Origin of the sequence: Streptomyces sp. NPDC032940 (assembly GCF_040636935.1) — a bacterium.
Taxonomy (GTDB): Bacteria; Actinomycetota; Actinomycetes; order Streptomycetales; family Streptomycetaceae; genus Streptomyces.
Genome location: NZ_JBEZVJ010000014.1, coordinates 44,032 through 61,033, shown reverse-complemented (window position 1 = coordinate 61,033; position 17,002 = coordinate 44,032). Strand labels below are relative to the sequence as shown.

Here is a 17,002-nt window from a genome sequence, read left to right as displayed (position 1 = left end):
GTCAGGACACCGTATGCATACGAGGTTTCTCCCAGCAAGGGGCGCCTCCGTAAATTATCCTGCCCCACCCCGCCCATGACCGCATTTTCTCCTGCGGTACGCCGGAGTTCACAGAGCGGTACGCCGTAGTCCGTATACCAGGCGCGGCAGAGGGGAAACGGTCCCGCAGGGCCGTTAGGCTGCCGCCCTGCCATCGCCGACGTCGACGGAAGCGAGTCGAGCCTTGAACTTCCTCACCATCGGTCACCGCGGAGCCATGGGTGTCGAGCCCGAGAACACCCTGCGTTCCTTCGTCGCCGCCGAGCAGGCCGGCCTCGACGTCGTCGAACTGGACCTGCATCTGAGCAAGGACGGCGCGCTCGTCGTCATGCACGACGCGGACGTGGACCGCACCACGGACGGCACGGGTGCGATCGCCGACAAGACGCTCGAGGAGCTGCGCGCTCTGGACGCCGGCCGCGGCGAGCGGATCCCGGTCTTCGAGGAGGTGCTGGAGGCGGTCTCGGTACCGTTGCAGGCCGAGATCAAGGACGTGGCGGCGGCGCGGACGCTGGCCGAGGTGATGCGCCGGCGCGATCTGGTGGACCGGGTGGAGGTGATCTCGTTCCACGACGAGGCCCTCGTCGAGATCGCCCGGCTCGTGCCGGGGGTGCGGACGGGCCTGGTCGCGGAGCACTACGGGCCCGAGGTGGTGGACCGCGCCGTCGCGGCCGGCGCGACGGCGCTGTGTCTGGACATCAACCGGATCACGCTGGAGGTCGTGACGCGGGCCCGCGGGGCGGGGCTGCGGGTCTTCTCCTGGACGGTGAACACCCAGGACCATCTGCGGCTGGTGCGTGCCCTGGGACTGGACGGCGCGACGACCGACTACCCGGAGATCAAACGCACCGGCCGCTTCACGGCCTGACCGCGCCGGCCGCCCGACCGCGCCGGGGAGTGTCAGAGGAGCGGCTTGACCAGCAGCTCGAACCGCAGGTCGTCGCGCTGGGGGATGCCGAAGCGCTCGTCGCCGTACGGGAAGGGCGTCGTCTCTCCCGTACGGGAGTAGCCGCGGCGCTCGTACCAGGCGATGAGGTCCTCGCGCACGGAGATCACGGTCATGTGCATCTCCGTCACGCCCCACGCCTCGCGGGCCTGCCGCTCCGCCTCCGCGATGACCTTCTTGCCGAGCCCGTCGCCCTGGAGCGCCGGGCTGACGGCGAACATCCCGAAGTAGGCGTGCTTCCCGCGGTGCTCGAGCTGGCAGCAGGCCACGATCGTGCCGTCGCGCTCGACGGTCAGCAGACGGCTGTCCGGCGACCGCACGACCTCCCGCACGCCCTCGGGGTCGGTGCGCTGTCCCTCCAGGATGTCCGCCTCGGTCGTCCACCCGGCCCGGCTGGACTCCCCCCGGTACGCGGACTCTATGAGCGCGACGAGCGCGTCCACGTCGGCGTCGGTGGCGTCGCGGTAGGTGAGGCGGCTGGCGGCGGCGGTGTCCATGGGGGCGATACTCCGGTTCGTTCTCGAGCGCGGCGCGGGCACCGATGAGCGTAACGCTCCCGTTAGGCTCCGGACGCATGGTGCATGTACTCAGCAGCCGGATCCTGCTCCGTCCCACCGACCCCGACCGGTCCCGGGCCTTCTACGGCGAGCAGCTCGGTCTCGCCGTCCACCGCGAGTTCGGCACCGGGCCCGAGCGGGGCACCGTGTACTTCCTGGGCGGCGGTTTTCTGGAGGTCTCCGGCCGCGCCGAGGCTCCCTCCTCCCCCGCGCTCGCGCTGTGGCTCCAGATCGAGGACGCCGCGGCGTCCGAGGCGGAGCTGCGGGCCAAGGGCGTGGAGATCGTCCGGCCGCCGGTCAAGGAGCCCTGGGGGCTGGTCGAGATGTGGATCGCGGACCCGGACGGCACCCGGATCGTGCTCGTGGAGGTGCCGGCGGACCATCCGCTGCGCTACCGGCCCGGGATCTGAGCCGCATCGGGCCCGCCGCCGTACGCGCCGGATGGCCCCGGTCCCCGCCCGGCCTTAGCGTGCTGGAGGGGAGGGATCGGCCTGCGGCCCGGCGGAAGGACCCCGACGCGATGAAGCTCCGTGAACCGGTGACCGGCGGGCCCTGCTGGGCCGAGCTGGGGACCAGTGACCTGGAAGCGGCCAAGCGGTTCTACGCGGAGCTGTTCGGCTGGCGCCCCGAGACGGACCCCCGGCAGCAGGCGGGCGGTTACACGGTCTGCCACCTCGACGGCGCCGCCGTCGCCGCGCTGACGCCCCTGTACCGGCAGGCGCAGCCCGTCGCGTGGAACGTGTCGTTCGCCGTGGCCGACGCGGACGCCGCCGCGCGGTGGGTGACCGCGGCGGGCGGGACGGTCACGCAGGGGCCGGTGGACGTGTTCGACGCGGGCCGGTCCGCGGTGGCCGTGGATCCGGCCGGCGCGGTGTTCCAGCTGTGGCAGGCCGGGACCTTCCCCGGCGCCGGGGTGTTCAACGCGCCCGGCTCGCTGGGCTGGGTCGAGCTGCTCACCCGCGAGCCCCGGCGGGCCGCCGGCTTCTACACCACGGTGTTCGGCTGGAGCGTCACCGCCTCCGCGCGCTATCCCCAGTGGTCCCTGGACGGCGCGGACTTCGGCGGGATGGTGACGATGGACGAGAAGTTCCCGCACGAGGTGCCCGCGCACTGGCTGCCGTACTTCGCCGTGGCGGACGTGGACACCGCCGCGGCCGGTACGACCGACGGCGGCGGCACCGTCCTCATGGAGCCCACCTCCCTGCCCGACGGGCCGCGCATCGCGGTGCTGCGGGACCCGCAGGGCGCGATGTTCGGCGTGTACCGGGCGGGCGACGGGTACTGAGCCCGCACCCTGCGGAAGGCGTCAGATCCGCAGCGCGTCCAGGCGGCCCTCCAGCCGGCCGAGGAGCGCCCCGAGGAGCGCGGCCAGCTCGTCCAGCTCGGCCCCGTCGACGCCGGACAGGACGGCCGCCTCGTAGGCGAGCTGGTCGGGCAGGATGCCGTCGACCAGGTCGCGTCCGGCGTCGGTGAGGCGGACGTGGGCGACCCGGCGGTCACGGGTGTCGCCGCGCCGTTCCACCAGGGCGCGCTCGGTGAGCTGCTTGAGCCGCTTGGTGACGGCGGCGCCGGAGGAGAAGGTCTCGCGGGCCAGCTCCCCGGGGGTCAGCTCGTGGCCGGTGCGGCGCAGCGCGCCGAGCAGGTCGAACTCGGCGCGGCTGAGGCCGGCCCGGCGCAGCGGGGCGTCCTCGGCCTGCTGGAGGAGGGCCGCGCAGCGGTTGATGCGGCCGATGATCTCCATGGGGCCGGTGTCGAGGTCGGGATGGACGGCACGCCACTGCCGGACCACGGCGGCGACGGTGTCTCCCTCCGGTCCGCCCCTCGCGCTGCCCCCGGTCACCGAGCCCCCGTCGGTTGCGGTCATGGCCGTACGTCCTCCGCTCTCGTGCCCGTGTCCCGGTACGTACGCGCTGCCTGGCGTCGCACCGTTGCGGCGAGCGTACGGTGTCCGGCCTGTTCCGCGAGCACGACCCTCTCCTGGGGCAGGGCACGCTGCCACCACTCGCCGGCCGCGGCGTCGTCCGTGGCGCGCAGTTCGGTCAGGGCGGCGGCGAGGCCCCGGCGGGCCGCCTCCAGCGCGGCGGGCGCGGGCTCGGGCTCCGTGAGGAGGCGGGCGGCGTGCTCGCGGGCGCGGTCGGCGGCGGTCACCGCCCGCTCGACGCGGTCGCCGGCGCGCCGGTTGGTGACGACGACGGCGGCGAGGAAGCCCACCAGGGCGCCGACGAGGGTGTCGACGACCCGTTCGGTCATCAGGTCGCCAGGCTCCTGGTAGCCGGCGAACTCGGTGATGAGCAGGGCCATCGGCGTCACGCAGACGCTGCCGAGCCAGTAGTTGCGGGTGATGAGGGCCTCGGCGCCGAAGTTGAGGGCGAGGCAGAACAGGACGAGGAGGATCTGACCCATGTGCGCGAGCGGCGCGAGGGCGGCGAACAGCAGCACTCCGGCGATGTTGCCGACGACGCGCTGGACGGCCCGGCTCCAGGTCAGTGCCATGTTGGCCTGGTAGAGCGCCGCGGCGGTGACCAGCGCCCAGTAGGGGCGGCCGATGCCGAGCGCCAGGGAGGCGTAGCCGGCCAGTGCGCAGCCGAGGGCGGTGCGCAGGGCGACGGGAGCGAGCGGGCCGAGCCGCTGCCGCAGGGGGGCGGGGCGGGCGGCGAGTTCGGCGTCCACGCCGAGGAGTTCCTCGGTCACCGGGGCGTCGTCGCCGAAACCCGCGGCGCGGGGGATGCGCCCGGTGCCGCGCAGGGCGCGGGCCCACCCGCGCAGCAGCTCGGGGTCCGTGTCGGCGGGCGCGGCGAGCGCGACCTCGGCGCGGACGACGAGGCGCTCCAGGGCGTGCCGGGTGGTGGCGCGGGTCCCGGTGGCGGGCAGGGAGAGCAGGGTCTGCCAGGCGGCCTGGACGGCTGCGTACCCGGCGGCGCGGGCCGGGGCGTGGCCGTCCCCGGTGCCGCGGGTGCCGGCGTACGCGGCGGCGGCGTCGAGCGCCTGTGCGGTGGCGCGGCGTTCGGGGCCGTGCGGGCGGACCAGGGCGGGGGCCATGCCGACGGCCCAGGCCCAGGCGCCGGCCGCGGCGCCCAGCGCGAGGTGGCCGGGGATCTGGCCGAGGGTCCCCGGGACGAAGAGGGAGGCGGAGCTGATGAAGGTGAGGACCACGTTGCCCGGCGGGCCGAGGCGGGTGGCGTCGCACAGCGCCTTCTGCACGGCGGCCAGGAGGGCGCCGACGGTGACCAGCACGACGGCGTCGCGGGTGAGCGATGCGGTGACCAGGGCGACGGCGACGCCGCCGAGCATGCCGAGCACCACCCACGCCAGGGTGCGGGCCCGGGCGGCGTACGGACGGTTGTGGGCGTAGAGCGCGCACAGGGACCCGGCCATCGTGTACATCGCAAGGTCGAGCCGGCCGAGCGCCAGCAGGATCAGGTTGGGCGGGGCGATGGCGGCGACCGAGCTGAGGGCGGGTTTGAACCAGATCTCGGAGGGGCGGCGCAGCCGCAGCACGCCGGTCACGGACAGGCGGCGGCCGAGTGAGGTGCCGGAGGTGGGGGTCGCACTGCTCATGAAATTTAGTTTAGCAGGTGTTTTACTCGTGAATGATACCTGGAGCGGGAGCGCGCGCCCGTCTCCGACCTGCGCCGGACCGCCGTGCACCACCGAATGCCCCCCGTGCACTCCCTTGCGCTCGCGTGCGCGCCGCGTCACCCGGGCAGGCCTTGACCGACCGTCGAGCGGGGAGGTGCGTGTGCACGGACCGGCAACGTCCGGCTGGCTGCTGGTCGCGCTGTGCGCGGCGACCGGGGCCTACTGCCTGCTGCGGATGCGCAGCGACGTCGAGGCGCAGCGCCGCGCGGCCGGCGGCGAGGCCCTCATGGGATTCGGGATGGCCGCCATGGCGGTGCCCGCGGCGGTGTTCACCCCGCCGGCGTGGGCGTGGCCCGTCTACGCGGTGGTGTTCGGCGGCGCCGGGCTGCGCGCCCTGTGGGCGGCCCGCTCGGCCCGGCATCACCTGCACCATCTCGTCGGGGCCGCGGCCATGGTCTACATGGCGCTGGCCATGGCGGGCTCCCCCGCCGGCGCGCAGGGGCACGGTCACGGCCACGGCGCTTCCGGGATCCCGCTGCTGACCGGGGTGCTGCTGCTCTACTTCACCGGCTACGTGCTGCTGACCGGCGTGCGCCTGATACCCGTCGCGGCCGTTGCGGGCGCCGGCCAGGCGGCCGGCTGGGGCGACCGGCCGGAGCTGGCGCGGGCCTGCCGGCTGTCGATGGGGATCGCGATGCTGGGGATGCTGCTGACCATGTGACACCGGCCGGGCCCCGGCGCACGGATCGTCGGGCGGGGAGACTGGCTCCCCGCCCCCGGGGTCGGCGAGTATCGCAGCATGCACTCGCCGCCCGTCGACTCCCCGCCCCGTCCGCCGCAGCCCCGGACCGCCGTCCGCACCGCCTGGGTCCTGACCCTGTGCTCCCTGGCGCTGCTCGTCCTGGTCGCCGCGCAGTGGCGCCCGTTGACGGGCATGGACGACGACGTCGCGCGGACCACGCACCGCTGGGCGGTCGACGAGACGGGCGTCACCCACGTCATGCGCGTCCTCACCGACTGGGTGTGGGATCCCTGGACGATGCGGCTGTTGTGCGCGCTGGTGGTGGTGTGGCTGTGGTGGCGGCGCGGGGACCGGCGGACGGCCGTGTGGCTGGCCGTGACCTGTGCGCTGGGCAGTGTGCTGCAGCAGTTCCTCAAGGCCGCGGTGGACCGCCCCCGCCCCGTGTGGCCCGACCCCGTGGACTCCGCGCGCTACGCCGCCTTTCCGTCCGGCCACGCCATGACCGCCGCCCTGGTGTGCGGCCTCCTGGTGTGGCTGCTCCACCACTACCGCGCCCCCCGCGGTGTACGCCTGGCCGCGCTGGCGGCGGCGGTGCTCTCCGTGGCCGGCGTCGGGGTGACCCGGGTGTGGCTGGGCGTCCACTGGACGACGGACGTCGTCGCCGGCTGGCTCCTGGGCGCGCTGGTGGTGGTCCTCGCGGTGCTCGCGCACGGGCGGTGGGCGCGGTGAGGCGGCGGCGTGCGCCGGGCACACAGCGGCGCGATGTGCCGGACGGCGTCGCGTGCACGCGCCGCGCGGCCCCGTAGGATCCGCCCATGACCGCCGTCCTGTTCGACTTCTCCGGGACCCTGTTCCGCATCGAGTCCGCCGACGCCTGGCTGCGCGCGGTGCTGGCCGACCGGGGACTGACGCTGCCCGAACCGGAGTTGACGCGGACCGCCCGGGCTCTCGAGGCCGCCGGCGCGCTGCCCGGCGGCGCGCATCCGCTGCGGGTGCCCGAGGAGCTCGCCGCCGTGGTCGAGGTGCGGGACGAGAGCTCCGAACTGCACCGGGCCGCGTACACCGGGCTGTCCCGCCAGGTGCCGCTGCCCGATCCCGGGCTCCACGACGCGTTGTACGACCGGCACATGAGGCCGTGCGCGTGGACCCCCTACCCCGACGCCGTCGAGGTACTGGGCGCGCTGCGGGAGCGCGGGATCGCCGTGGGGGTGGTCAGCAACATCGGCTGGGACCTGCGCCCGGTCTTCCGCGAGCACGGCCTCGACCGGTACGTCGACGCGTACGTCCTGTCGTACGAGCACGGCGTGCGCAAGCCCGATCCCCGGCTGTTCGCCGTGGCCTGCGAGGCGCTCGGCGTCGAGCCGGCGCGGGCGCTGATGGTCGGCGACGACCGGCGGGCGGACGGCGGCGCCGCGGCTCTCGGCTGCGGCGTGCACTTCGTGGACCATCTGCCGGTGGCCGAGCGCCCGGACGCGCTGCGCGCGGTGCTGGACCTGGTGCGCTGACCCGCCCGAGGACTCACCCGCGCTCACGCAGGTACGTGTCCAGCCCGGCGGCCCCGGTCAGCAGCGCCCGCCCGCGGGCCGACAGCCGTGCGTGCCAGTCGCCCAGCGCGCCCTCCAGCGGCTTCAGGCCTCCGGCCGCCCGCACCTGGGCGATCAGCGGGGCGATCTGCTCCAGCGGGTAGCCGCCGCGCCTGAGCTGGTGCGCCAGCCGAGCGTCCCGTACGTCAGCCGCGTCGTAGACGCGGTACCCGGTGTGCGGGTCGCGGCGCGGGGTCACCAGCCCGGCGCGCTCCCATGCGCGCAGCGTCGCGGGCCGGATCCCGAGCCTGCCCGCCAGCGGCCCGATGAACACGGCGCCGGATCCGGCCGAAGGCGCGGGCTCGGGTGCCGCGGCCGGCTCCAGGTCGCGCAGGGCGCGCTCCACGGCCCGGAGGGTCCGCCGGTCGTCGAGGAGCTGGGCATGGCTCTCGTCGACGAGGCGGTACGCCTCGTCGTCCTCGCCCCGGTTCACGGCCCGCATGATCGACGCCGCCGTCCGGTGGCCGTGGCCGGGCACCAGGGCGAGGAAGGCGCGCAGGGCACCGGCGTGCAGGGGGGTGTAGGCGCGGTAGCCGGACGGCGTGCGGCCGGCGGCCGGGAGGATGCCGGCCTCCTCGTAGTTCCTGACCGCCTGGGTGGACAGACCGTGCCGACGCGCGAGATCGACCGGCCTGAGCCGTTCACCGCTTTGAAGGTTGTGCCCCATGAGAGCCGACCCTACCGCGGCGTCTTGGCGGAAAAGTTTCCACCGAAAGTTCAACGATACGGTGGAATCCATGGCTACTGACATCAGGGACACCGTCCAGGCCGTCGACGCCGCCGCCCTCATGCGGCTGCTCCCGGCCCGGCCACGGCTGCTCGCGCTGGGCGAGCCCACCCACGGCGAGGAGGCACTGCTCGGCCTGCGCAACGAGCTCGTGCGGCAGTTGGCGGAGGAGGGCTACCGGACGATCGCGATCGAGAGCGACTGCATGGCGGGCCTGAGCGTGGACGACTACGTCACCTCGGGCACGGGCACCTTGGACGAGGCCGTGGAGGCCGGGATCAGCCACGGCTGGGGCGCGTACGCGGGCAACCGCGAGCTGGTGCGCTGGATGCGGGCCCACAACGAGGGCCGGCCCGCGGAAGAGCGGCTCCGCTTCGCCGGTTTCGACGGCCCGCTGGAGATCACGGCCGCCGCGAGCCCGCGCCAGGCCCTGACCGCGCTCCACGACCACCTCGCGGCCCGGGTGGACGCCGCCCTGCTGCCCTGCACCCGGGAGACGCTCGACCTCCTGCTCGGCGACGACGAGCGGTGGACCCTTCCCGAGGCGATGACGGACCCGGCCCGGTCCGTGGGCCGGTCGGCCGAGGCCGCCCGGCTGCGGCTGCTCGCCGACGATCTGGCGACGCTGCTCGAGACGCGGCTGCCCCGGCCGGGCACGGCGGACGCCCGGGACGACCGGGACCGGGCGCACCTGTACGCCCGTACGGCGACCGGCCTGCTGCGCTACCACCACTGGATGGCCGACCCCTCACCGGAGCGCATGGCCCACCTGCTGGCCGTCCGGGCGCAGATGATGGCCCACAACCTCCTCGCCCTCGCCGAACGGGGGCCGGTCCTCGCCCACGCCCACAACTCCCACTTCCAGCGGGAGAGGAGCACGATGCGGCTGTGGGAGGGGCCGGTGCAGTGGTGGAGCGCCGGCGCCCTGGTGAGCGCCCGGCTCGGCGACGGGTACGCCTTCGTGGCCACGGGCCTCGGCACGATCCGGCACCGGGGAGTGGAGGCGCCGCCGCCGGACACCCTCGAGGGGCTGCTGTACGCGCTCCCGGAGGACCGCTGCGTCGTGGACGCCCCGCGGCTGGCGGCAGTCCTCGGCGATCCCCCGCCCGCGCCCCGCGAGTCCCCCTGGTTCGGCTACGCCCCGCTCGACCCGGCCCGCCTGGCGGGCAGCGACGGCCTCGTGTTCGTCAAGGACGTCCCGCAGAGCTGATGCCACGGCGCCGGGAACCCACAGGCCGTAGCCCGGAGCAACCATCGATGTGCCCGTCCGCCTCGGACGATCCCCCGTGTCGCCCGAGGCGGACGGTGACCGGACGCACCCCGCGGGGGCCGGTCCGTCTGCGCTGAGTATAGTTGGCTGGCAGCCAGTCAACGCAGGAGTACAGCATGTCCCCGCGCAGCGCCTCGGTCAATGAAGAGTTGCGGAGGCGTTCGAAGGAGCGGCTCCTGCAGGCGGCGGTCGAGCTGGTCGGTGAGCACGGGTACGACGCGACCACGCTCGGCGACATCGCCGACCGGGCGGGGTCGGCACGCGGTCTGGTCTCGTACTACTTCCCCGGCAAGCGCCAGTTGGTGCAGTCCGCCGTGCACCGGCTGATGCACCGCACGCTGGAGGAGGCCCTGGAGCGCGAGCCGCGCACCGCGGAGGGGCCGGAGCGGATGGCGCGGGCCATCGACGCGATCCTCGGGCTCGCCCGGGACCGGCCGGTGCTCATGCGCCAGCACATGGCGGGCCTGCTTCAGGCCGAGGTGGGTTTCGTGCCCTGCCCCGAGCAGCGGCGGCTGGCCGAGCTGCTGCGGGACACCGTGGCCCGGCACGGGTCGCAGGACGTCGACCACGACTACCCGATGCTGCGGGCGCTGCTGATGGGCGCCGTCTTCGCGGCCCTGGTGCCCGGGGTGCCGATGCCCGTGCCGGTGCTGCGCGCCGAGCTGTTCAAGCGCTACCGGCTGGACTGGGACATGGGTGTGCCGCCGGACGCCGAGGCGCCCGGCGGGGCGTGCGACACGGATCTGTCTCGGTTCTTCGCGACCGGCGCGGCACCCGGGTGCCCGCCGCCGGCCGCTGCGGCGGAGCCGACGGATCAGTCGAAGTAGTCCGGCTGCGTCTGCACGTTGAGCTCGCGCAGGCGGACCCGCTGGGCCGGGTCGGTGCGCCGGTCGCTGAGCTTCAGGACGTCGAAGCCCTTGGCGATGTCGTTCGAGTAGATGTAGCCGTTGTAGTAGTACGCCGACCAGGAACCGCCCGTGGCGAGCGATTCGGTGCTCAGCGGGCCGCGCTCGAAGTAGGCGATCTCCTTCGGACGCGAGGAGTCCGTGAAGTCCCACACGGAGACGCCGCCCTGGTACCAGGCCTGGACCATGAGGTCCTTGCCCTTGACCGGGATCAGCGAGCCGTTGTGGGCCACGCAGTTCTCGGTGTCCGCCTGGTGGCGGGGGATCTTGAAGTAGCTGCGGAAGACCAGCTTGCGGTGGTCGCCCTTGCCGACGATGTCGTAGATGCCGTCGGCACCGCGGTCGGGGCCGGTGGCCGCGTTGCAGGTCGGCGCGCCGCCGCCGCCCAGCTCGTCGGTGAAGACGACCTTGTCCGCCTTCTGGTTGAAGGTCGCCGAGTGCCAGAACGAGAAGTTGACGTTGTCCTGGACCCGGTCGATGACCTCGGGATTCTCGGGGTCCTTGATGGAGAACAGGAGGCCGTCGCCCATGCAGGCGCCTGCGGCCAGGTCCTTCGACGGCAGGACCGTCAGGTCGTGGCAGCCGGTGGTCTTGGAGACGCCCGGGTTGGTGGGTCCGCCCGGGTTGCCGCCGCCGTCGGGGCCCTCACCCGGGAACAGCACCGGGAAGTTCACGACCGCCGCCCGCTCGGGGGCGTCGCGCGGCACCTTGATGACGGAGATCCCGTCGTGCGGCGGCCGGCAGTCGGGGTACGCGGCGTTGGGCGAGTACGAGGAGACGTAGATGTAGACGTTCCTGCGTTCGGGCACCAGCGTGTGGGTGTGCGAGCCGCAGGCGGTCTCGACGGCGGCGACGTACTTCGGGTTGCGCTTGTCGCTGATGTCGAAGACCTTCATGCCCTCCCAGGAGGACTTCTCCGTCGCGGGCTGGGTGGTGCTGTTGCAACTGCTGTCGCTGCGCGAGGAGTCGGTCGACAGGAACAGCAGGTCGCCGGAGACGGACACGTCGTTCTGCGAGCCCGGGCAGAGGACCTGGGCGACGGTCCTCGGCTTCTTCGGGTTGCTGATGTCGAAGACGCGGAAGCCGTCGTAGTTGCCGGCGAAGGCGTACTTGCCCTGGAAGGCCAGGTCGGAGTTGATGCCGGTCAGCGCGTCCTTCGGGATGTTGGCCAGGTGCCGGATGTTGTCCGAGTGGACGATCTCGTCCTGCCCGGGTATCTCGCCGTTCGCGATGGCGTCGCGCGCCTCGGCGCGGGCGCTCGACGAGATCTCCTTCGACGTGGCCGGGCCGTCCCCCGGGTCGGGGGTCGCCGCGGCCGGGACGGCCGTGAGCAGCGCTGCCACGAGTCCGGCGGCGGCTGCCACGACTCCCCGTCGTCTGCGTCGCGTTCGCGGGTCGCTCAACAGGATCACTGTTTCCTCCCTACGTCCGTTCCCGTCGGAACGGTTCACGCACTCCCGCAGTATCGTCTTCGTCATGCACATACCAATAGAGGCGCAACAAAGACGTCATGAAGTTTCCTGATCAGCGCTGCGCGGAAGCGTGCCAGGACGGTCATCACTCACGAGGTGCCCCGTGCCCCGCCTTCCACAGGAGGTTGTCGTGCCCATCCGTCCCGCGTCGATTCGCGCGTCGCTCATCACGGTGTCGCTGACCGCACTGGCCGTCCTCGGGCTCGGGGCGTGCGACTCCGGGCCGGACACCGAGTCGTCGGCGGCGGCCGGGCCTTCGGTGCTCGTCCCGGGCTCGCCCGGCGAGGCCAACCGGACGGTCTCGGCCGAGGAGGCTCAGCGGCAGCGCGCCGACGACGACTCCCCCAACGCGGCGGACGTCGCCTATGCGCGGATGATGATCCGGCACCACGCCCAGGCGCTGGAGATGACCGAACTCGCGCCGAAGCACGCGGAGTCGGGGCAGGTGAGGAAGCTCGCCGAACGGATCACCGCGGCGCAGGGCCCGGAGATCAAGGCGATGCAGGGCTGGCTGACCTCCCACGGCGAGCAGGAGGGGGAGACGGGCGGCGGACACGATCACGCCGCCATGCCGGGGATGGCGACCGAGGCGCAGCTCGACACGCTGCGCGCGGCGGACGGCAAGGCCTTCGACCGGCTCTTCCTCACGCTGATGATCACTCATCACGAGGGGGCGATCACGATGGCCACGGATGTGAAGGCGCAGGGCAACAACGTGCAGATCGAGGAGATGGCCGACGACGTGGTGGCCCAGCAGACGAGCGAGATCTCGCGGATGCGCGGGATGCTCTGACACGGTGGCCTGCGGGACCCGGCGGCCCGGGCCTCAGCGCCGTGCGCGGCGCGGGGTCAGAAGGCCGTCGTCGCGTGCCTGGCCGATCAGTCTGAGCGATCTGCGCCGGCCGTAACCGGTCACGCGCATCACCGCGAGCACCGGGTCGGCGCCCGCCTCCCGGGCCGCCCGGTACTCCCGGGCGGCGAGCCGGCGCACCTCGCCGCCGCACGGCCCGGCGGGACGGGCCCGCCGGGCGGCCGCGGCAGGCTCCCCGGAGGGGCGCACACAGGCCTCGAAGAGCGGGTTCTCCAGCCACTCGGCGAGCACGGACAGGTCGTCGAGGGAGAGGGCCGGCTCGGCCCGCACGTCCTCGACGCGGACGCCGTCCCCGCAGAGCACCGCGAGCGCGTCGATGCGCGCGCCGTCCGGGAACGTCCACCGGACGTCGAACCAGGACGTGGTCGCGCCCCCGTCCCGCACCGCCCATGTGTGCCGTACGGACACCTCACTGTCGTCCGGGCAGCGATCGGAAAGCTGAAGAGAACGATCAACAAAGGATGCTTCGAGCACCTCCGCAACGTAACCGCACGATCAGATTCCGTACGACCGACACACGCGCCCACCCCCTGGGGCGGCACCCCGTCAGCGCATCCGCGCGCGGCCGGCCTGCTCCCGCTGGTAGTCCGTGTACGCGTCGCGCAGGGCGGCGCCCGGCCAGTCGGGCGGGAGGAGTTCCGGCGGCAGGACCGGGTCGGCGAGCAGATGGCGCACGACGGCGGCGAAGGCGGTGAGCCGGCCGGCCGGCCGCCGCACGCCCTCGACGTGGGCGAGCAGCGCCCGGGCCGTCGCGGACCAGGCGTCCAGCGGCCACAGGTCCGCGGCCAGCTCACCGGCCGCCCGCTCGGGGCGGGCGGTGCAGCGCTCGGCCACCGTGTCGAGGTCTCCGGGCAGCGGGCGGCTCAGGTTGGCGGGGCGCAGCCACACGCCCTCGCGGAGCTCGGCCAGGCGCAGGCCGGCCAGCCGGGTGCGCAGTTCGGCGCGTTCGGCGGGGCCGCGTCCGGTCGCGGTGATCACGACCATCTCCCAGTCGCCGTCCCACGCGCGCGTATGCGGGCGTACGGCCTCGTCCTGGCGCCGCTGGCGCTCCAGCAGCCGCTCGCTGAGGCGGTAACCGGTGTCCGTGCGCCGCAGGTCACCGGCGTGCACCATCCTGCTGAGCGCCGCCCGTACGGTGGACCCGCCGACGTCGAAGCGCTCCACGAGCCGCACCAGGTCCCGCGCCGGCAGTTCCGCCGGGTGGGTGCCGAGCAGCAGGCTCAGCACGACCGACCGCGCGGACAGCGGGCGCAGCTCGGGCCCGTCCGGGGGCGCAGGGTCGTTCATCCGCAGGGACACGGCTCGTACTGTACGTGCGCGTCGCGGGTGTTGCACTATTGCTGCGGCTGTACGGATAGTGCAACACTCGCCGTATGACGACACACACGCAGGAGCGGTACGAGGACGAGGCGAGCGCGGCCCGGCCCGGGGGGTACGCCACGCACGACGTCACCAATCAGCCCCCTTCCCCGGCCCCGTACGACGCGTCCGAGGACGCGGCCCTGCTGGAGGGTGTGCGGCGCGAGGGCGCCGGGTGGGCCGAGGAGGACCTGCGGCGGCTCGGCCTGCGGGCCGGCAGCGCGCAGGCGCAGGAGTGGGGCGAGCTGGCCAACCGCCACGAGCCCGTGCTGCGCACCCACGACCGGTACGGCAACCGGATCGACGAGGTCGAGTACCACCCGAGCTGGCACCACCTGATGAGGGTGGCGGTCGGCGAGGGCCTGGCCGGCTCACCCTGGGCGGACGACCGGCCGGGCGCCCATGTGGCGCGGACCGCGGGCGGCCTGGTCTGGGGGCACACCGAGGCGGGGCACGGCTGTCCGACGTCGATGACGTACGCGGCGGTACCGGCGCTGCGCCGGCAGCCGGAGCTGGCGAAGGTCTACGAGCCGCTGCTGACCAGCCGGGAGTACGAGCCGGGACTGCGCACGCCCACCGAGAAGCGGGGGCTGCTGGCCGGCATGGGGATGACCGAGAAGCAGGGCGGCTCGGACGTCCGGACCAACACCACCGCCGCCACCCCGACCGCCGAGCCCGGCGTCTACACGCTGCGCGGGCACAAGTGGTTCACGTCGGCGCCGATGTGCGACGTGTTCCTGGTACTGGCCCAGGCGCCCGGCGGGCTCTCCTGCTTCCTGGTGCCGCGGATCCTGCCCGACGGCACCCGCAACACCTTCCGCATCCAGCGCCTGAAGGACAAGCTCGGCAACCGGTCCAACGCCTCCTCGGAGCCGGAGTTCGACGGGACGGTCGCCTGGCTGGTGGGGCCCGAGGGACAGGGCGTCAAGACGATCATCGAGATGGTCAACTGCACCCGGCTCGACTGCGTGATGGCGTCGGCGACGCTGATGCGCAAGACACTCGTCGAGGCCGGCCATCACGTGCGGCACCGCAGCGCGTTCGGCGCCCGGCTGATCGACCAGCCGCTGATGCGCAACGTCCTGGCCGACCTGGCGCTGGAGTCGGAGGCCGCGACGACGCTCACCCTGCGGCTGGCCGGTGCCGCCGACCGGGCCGTGCGCGGGGACGCCGGGGAGGCGGCCTTCCGGCGGATCGCCACCGCCGTCGGCAAGTACTGGGTGACCAAGCGGGGCCCGGCGTTCACCGCGGAGGCCCTGGAGTGCCTGGGCGGCAACGGCTACGTGGAGGAGTCCGGGATGCCCCGCCACTACCGGGAGGCGCCGCTGCTGTCGATCTGGGAGGGCTCGGGGAACGTGAACGCCCTCGACGTCCTGCGGGCGCTCGGCCGCTCGCCGGAGACCGCGCACGCGCTCTTCGGGGAACTGGCCCTCGCGCGCGGGGCCGACGCCCGCCTGGACGCGGCCGTGTCCCGGCTGGAGACGGGGCTGGCCACGGCGTCCGAGACCGGGGCACGCCGCCTGGTGGAGCTGATGGCCCTCACCCTCCAGGCCTCCCTCCTGGTCCGGCACGCCCCGCCGGCCGTCGCCGACGCCTTCTGCGCGAGCCGGCTGGGCGGCGACTGGGGCCACTCCTTCGGCACGCTGCCGGACGGGGCCGACCTCGGCGGCATCCTGGCGCGGGCCCTGCCGGCCGTGGGCTGAGCGGCGGTCCCGGGGCCTGCCTCCGGACCGGACCCACCGCTGTGACCTGCGACGAAGGCGTCAGGGGAGGTGACTGTCAGTGGTGGGGTGCAGACTGGCCGGTGTCCGGGACGAAGGCGTCGAGGACGCCGCGGAGGTGATCGGCATGACCGAGGTACTGCTCGCCGTGGGCACCCGCAAGGGCCTGTTCATCGGGCGCAGGCGAGGTGGCACCTGGGAGTTCGACGAGAGTCCGTACTTCAACGCGCAGGCCGTCTACTCGGTCGCCGTCGACACCCGCGGAAAGACGCCGCGGGTGCTGGCCGGCGGCGACAGCGCGCACTGGGGTCCGTCGGTGTTCCACTCCGACGACCTGGGCCGCACGTGGACGGAGCCTGCGCAGCCCGCCGTGAAGTTCCCGAAGGACACGGGGGCCTCGCTGGAGCGGGTGTGGCAGCTGCACCCGGCCGCCGCGGAGCCGGACGTGGTGTACGCGGGCACGGAGCCCGCCGCGCTGTACCGCTCGGAGGACCGCGGGGAGAGTTTCGAGCTGGTCCGGCCCCTGTGGGAGCACCCCACGCGGTCGCGGTGGGTGCCGGGCGGTGGCGGCGAGGGGCTGCACACCGTGCTCACCGACCGGCGGGACCCCGAGTCGGTGACGGTCGCGGTCTCGACCGCCGGTGTCTTCCGCACCACCGACGGCGGCGCGAGCTGGGAACCGTCCAACTCGGGGGTCTCGGCGGTGTTCCTGCCGGACCCCGACCCGGAGTTCGGCCAGTGCGTGCACAAGGTCGCCCGTGACGCGGCGAACCCGGACCGGCTGTATCTGCAGAACCACTGGGGGGTGTACCGCAGCGACGACGCGGGCGCCCACTGGACGGACATCGGCGAGGGGCTGCCGTCCACGTTCGGCTTCGCGGTGGCCGCCCATCCGCACCGCGGTGACACGGCCTATGTGTTCCCGATCAACGCCGACGCGGACCGGGTCCCGGCCGGGCGGAGGTGCCGGGTCTTCCGCACGACCGACGCGGGCAGAAGCTGGGAACCGCTGGCGGAGGGGCTGCCACAGGACGACCACTACGGCACGGTGCTGCGCGACGCGATGAGCACCGACGACGCGGAGCAGGCCGGCGTCTACTTCGGCAACCGCAACGGCGAGCTGTTCGCCTCGGCCGACGACGGGGACAGCTGGCGGCAGCTCGCCGCCCACCTGCCGGACGTGCTGTGCGTCCGGGCCGCGGTCGTCGGCTGATCCGACCGCGGCCTTCGG

18 protein-coding genes are annotated in these 17,002 nt (G+C 73.9%); 11 read left to right on the top strand and 7 right to left on the bottom strand.

The window, feature by feature from the left end; all coding sequences use genetic code 11:
- Window positions 1–223 precede the first annotated feature (223 nt).
- A complete protein-coding gene (locus AB0E77_RS18965; protein WP_361571878.1) occupies window positions 224–907 on the top strand; it encodes a glycerophosphodiester phosphodiesterase family protein in 684 nt (227 codons plus the stop codon).
- A 32-nt stretch (window positions 908–939) separates the two neighbouring features.
- On the opposite strand, the gene AB0E77_RS18960 is transcribed toward AB0E77_RS18965, so the two are convergent.
- On the bottom strand, window positions 940–1,482 hold the full coding sequence (locus AB0E77_RS18960; RefSeq protein ID WP_361571875.1) for a GNAT family N-acetyltransferase: 543 nt from the start codon (window positions 1,480–1,482) through the stop codon (window positions 940–942).
- Window positions 1,483–1,559: 77 nt separating this feature from the next.
- Here AB0E77_RS18960 and AB0E77_RS18955 point away from each other — a divergent pair, with 77 nt between their 5' ends.
- Both AB0E77_RS18955 and AB0E77_RS18950 read left to right on the top strand, forming a co-directional pair.
- Window positions 1,560–1,952, top strand: coding sequence for a VOC family protein (locus tag AB0E77_RS18955; RefSeq protein WP_361571872.1), 393 nt, complete (start codon window positions 1,560–1,562; stop codon window positions 1,950–1,952).
- A gap of 110 nt (window positions 1,953–2,062) precedes the next feature.
- Window positions 2,063–2,827 carry a VOC family protein gene (locus tag AB0E77_RS18950; RefSeq protein ID WP_361571869.1) on the top strand — a complete coding sequence of 255 codons (765 nt, stop codon included), beginning with the start codon at window positions 2,063–2,065 and terminating at the stop codon, window positions 2,825–2,827.
- A 21-nt stretch (window positions 2,828–2,848) separates the two neighbouring features.
- On the opposite strand, the gene AB0E77_RS18945 is transcribed toward AB0E77_RS18950, so the two are convergent.
- Both AB0E77_RS18945 and AB0E77_RS18940 read right to left on the bottom strand, forming a co-directional pair.
- Window positions 2,849–3,406, bottom strand: a complete 558-nt coding sequence (locus AB0E77_RS18945) for a MarR family transcriptional regulator (protein ID WP_361571867.1) — start codon at window positions 3,404–3,406, stop codon at window positions 2,849–2,851.
- The gene (locus tag AB0E77_RS18940) at window positions 3,403–5,100 is read right to left on the bottom strand and encodes an FUSC family protein (RefSeq protein ID WP_361571864.1); all 1,698 of its coding nucleotides are present in this window, start codon (window positions 5,098–5,100) and stop codon (window positions 3,403–3,405) included. The genes AB0E77_RS18945 and AB0E77_RS18940 overlap by 4 nt, the downstream gene beginning before the upstream one ends.
- A 181-nt stretch (window positions 5,101–5,281) precedes the next feature.
- Here AB0E77_RS18940 and AB0E77_RS18935 point away from each other — a divergent pair, with 181 nt between their 5' ends.
- The 3 genes from AB0E77_RS18935 (at window position 5,282) to AB0E77_RS18925 (ending at window position 7,368) form a co-directional block, all read left to right on the top strand.
- A complete protein-coding gene (locus AB0E77_RS18935; protein ID WP_361571862.1) occupies window positions 5,282–5,842 on the top strand; it encodes a DUF5134 domain-containing protein in 561 nt (186 codons plus the stop codon).
- Window positions 5,843–5,920: 78 nt separating this feature from the next.
- Window positions 5,921–6,592 (top strand): phosphatase PAP2 family protein, encoded by a 672-nt coding sequence (locus AB0E77_RS18930; RefSeq protein ID WP_361571859.1) that lies wholly within the window; start codon window positions 5,921–5,923, stop codon window positions 6,590–6,592.
- A gap of 86 nt (window positions 6,593–6,678) precedes the next feature.
- Complete coding sequence (locus tag AB0E77_RS18925) at window positions 6,679–7,368, top strand: HAD-IA family hydrolase (protein ID WP_361571856.1); 690 nt, start codon at window positions 6,679–6,681, stop codon at window positions 7,366–7,368.
- A 13-nt stretch (window positions 7,369–7,381) separates the two neighbouring features.
- On the opposite strand, the gene AB0E77_RS18920 is transcribed toward AB0E77_RS18925, so the two are convergent.
- Window positions 7,382–8,113 carry a TioE family transcriptional regulator gene (locus tag AB0E77_RS18920; RefSeq protein WP_361571853.1) on the bottom strand — a complete coding sequence of 244 codons (732 nt, stop codon included), beginning with the start codon at window positions 8,111–8,113 and terminating at the stop codon, window positions 7,382–7,384.
- Between the two features lie 70 nt (window positions 8,114–8,183).
- Between AB0E77_RS18920 and AB0E77_RS18915 the strand changes: the two genes are divergently transcribed.
- Both AB0E77_RS18915 and AB0E77_RS18910 read left to right on the top strand, forming a co-directional pair.
- Entirely contained in the window at window positions 8,184–9,383 is a 1,200-nt protein-coding gene (locus AB0E77_RS18915; RefSeq protein WP_361571851.1) for an erythromycin esterase family protein, read from the top strand.
- Window positions 9,384–9,559: 176 nt separating this feature from the next.
- Window positions 9,560–10,270, top strand: coding sequence for a helix-turn-helix domain-containing protein (locus AB0E77_RS18910; protein WP_361571848.1), 711 nt, complete (start codon window positions 9,560–9,562; stop codon window positions 10,268–10,270).
- Here AB0E77_RS18910 and AB0E77_RS18905 read toward each other — a convergent pair.
- Window positions 10,258–11,760, bottom strand: coding sequence for a hypothetical protein (locus AB0E77_RS18905; protein WP_361571846.1), 1,503 nt, complete (start codon window positions 11,758–11,760; stop codon window positions 10,258–10,260). The two genes, AB0E77_RS18910 and AB0E77_RS18905, sit on opposite strands and share 13 nt — an antisense overlap.
- Before the next feature lie 190 nt (window positions 11,761–11,950).
- Between AB0E77_RS18905 and AB0E77_RS18900 the strand changes: the two genes are divergently transcribed.
- The gene (locus tag AB0E77_RS18900; protein ID WP_361571844.1) at window positions 11,951–12,613 is read left to right on the top strand and encodes a DUF305 domain-containing protein; all 663 of its coding nucleotides are present in this window, start codon (window positions 11,951–11,953) and stop codon (window positions 12,611–12,613) included.
- A 33-nt stretch (window positions 12,614–12,646) separates the two neighbouring features.
- Here the strand turns inward: AB0E77_RS18900 and AB0E77_RS18895 are convergent, their stop codons facing one another.
- Together AB0E77_RS18895 and AB0E77_RS18890 are read right to left on the bottom strand one after the other, a co-directional pair.
- Entirely contained in the window at window positions 12,647–13,099 is a 453-nt protein-coding gene (locus AB0E77_RS18895; RefSeq protein ID WP_361571842.1) for a DUF6214 family protein, read from the bottom strand.
- Between the two features lie 138 nt (window positions 13,100–13,237).
- Entirely contained in the window at window positions 13,238–13,978 is a 741-nt protein-coding gene (locus tag AB0E77_RS18890; protein WP_361572138.1) for a PaaX family transcriptional regulator C-terminal domain-containing protein, read from the bottom strand.
- 86 nt (window positions 13,979–14,064) lie between these two features.
- On the opposite strand from AB0E77_RS18890, the gene AB0E77_RS18885 reads away from it, so the two are divergent.
- The gene (locus AB0E77_RS18885; protein WP_361571839.1) at window positions 14,065–15,753 is read left to right on the top strand and encodes a DNA alkylation response protein; all 1,689 of its coding nucleotides are present in this window, start codon (window positions 14,065–14,067) and stop codon (window positions 15,751–15,753) included.
- 79 nt (window positions 15,754–15,832) lie between these two features.
- Window positions 15,833–16,984, top strand: a complete 1,152-nt coding sequence (locus AB0E77_RS18880) for an exo-alpha-sialidase (RefSeq protein ID WP_361571836.1) — start codon at window positions 15,833–15,835, stop codon at window positions 16,982–16,984.
- Window positions 16,985–17,002 lie beyond the last annotated feature (18 nt).

What these genes read in the sequence shown, in the direction of transcription:
- AB0E77_RS18950 (WP_361571869.1), top strand. Translation starts at nt 2,063, where the DNA reads ATGAAGCTCCGTGAACCGGTGACCGGCGGGCCCTGCTGGGCCGAGCTG.
- AB0E77_RS18925 (WP_361571856.1), top strand. Translation starts at nt 6,679, where the DNA reads ATGACCGCCGTCCTGTTCGACTTCTCCGGGACCCTGTTCCGCATCGAG.
- AB0E77_RS18890 (WP_361572138.1), bottom strand. Translation starts at nt 13,978, where the DNA reads ATGAACGACCCTGCGCCCCCGGACGGGCCCGAGCTGCGCCCGCTGTCC.
- AB0E77_RS18915 (WP_361571851.1), top strand. Translation starts at nt 8,184, where the DNA reads ATGGCTACTGACATCAGGGACACCGTCCAGGCCGTCGACGCCGCCGCC.
- AB0E77_RS18945 (WP_361571867.1), bottom strand. Translation starts at nt 3,406, where the DNA reads ATGACCGCAACCGACGGGGGCTCGGTGACCGGGGGCAGCGCGAGGGGC.
- AB0E77_RS18885 (WP_361571839.1), top strand. Translation starts at nt 14,065, where the DNA reads ATGACGACACACACGCAGGAGCGGTACGAGGACGAGGCGAGCGCGGCC.
- AB0E77_RS18955 (WP_361571872.1), top strand. Translation starts at nt 1,560, where the DNA reads ATGGTGCATGTACTCAGCAGCCGGATCCTGCTCCGTCCCACCGACCCC.
- AB0E77_RS18910 (WP_361571848.1), top strand. Translation starts at nt 9,560, where the DNA reads ATGTCCCCGCGCAGCGCCTCGGTCAATGAAGAGTTGCGGAGGCGTTCG.
- AB0E77_RS18920 (WP_361571853.1), bottom strand. Translation starts at nt 8,113, where the DNA reads ATGGGGCACAACCTTCAAAGCGGTGAACGGCTCAGGCCGGTCGATCTC.
- AB0E77_RS18930 (WP_361571859.1), top strand. Translation starts at nt 5,921, where the DNA reads ATGCACTCGCCGCCCGTCGACTCCCCGCCCCGTCCGCCGCAGCCCCGG.
- AB0E77_RS18940 (WP_361571864.1), bottom strand. Translation starts at nt 5,100, where the DNA reads ATGAGCAGTGCGACCCCCACCTCCGGCACCTCACTCGGCCGCCGCCTG.
- AB0E77_RS18960 (WP_361571875.1), bottom strand. Translation starts at nt 1,482, where the DNA reads ATGGACACCGCCGCCGCCAGCCGCCTCACCTACCGCGACGCCACCGAC.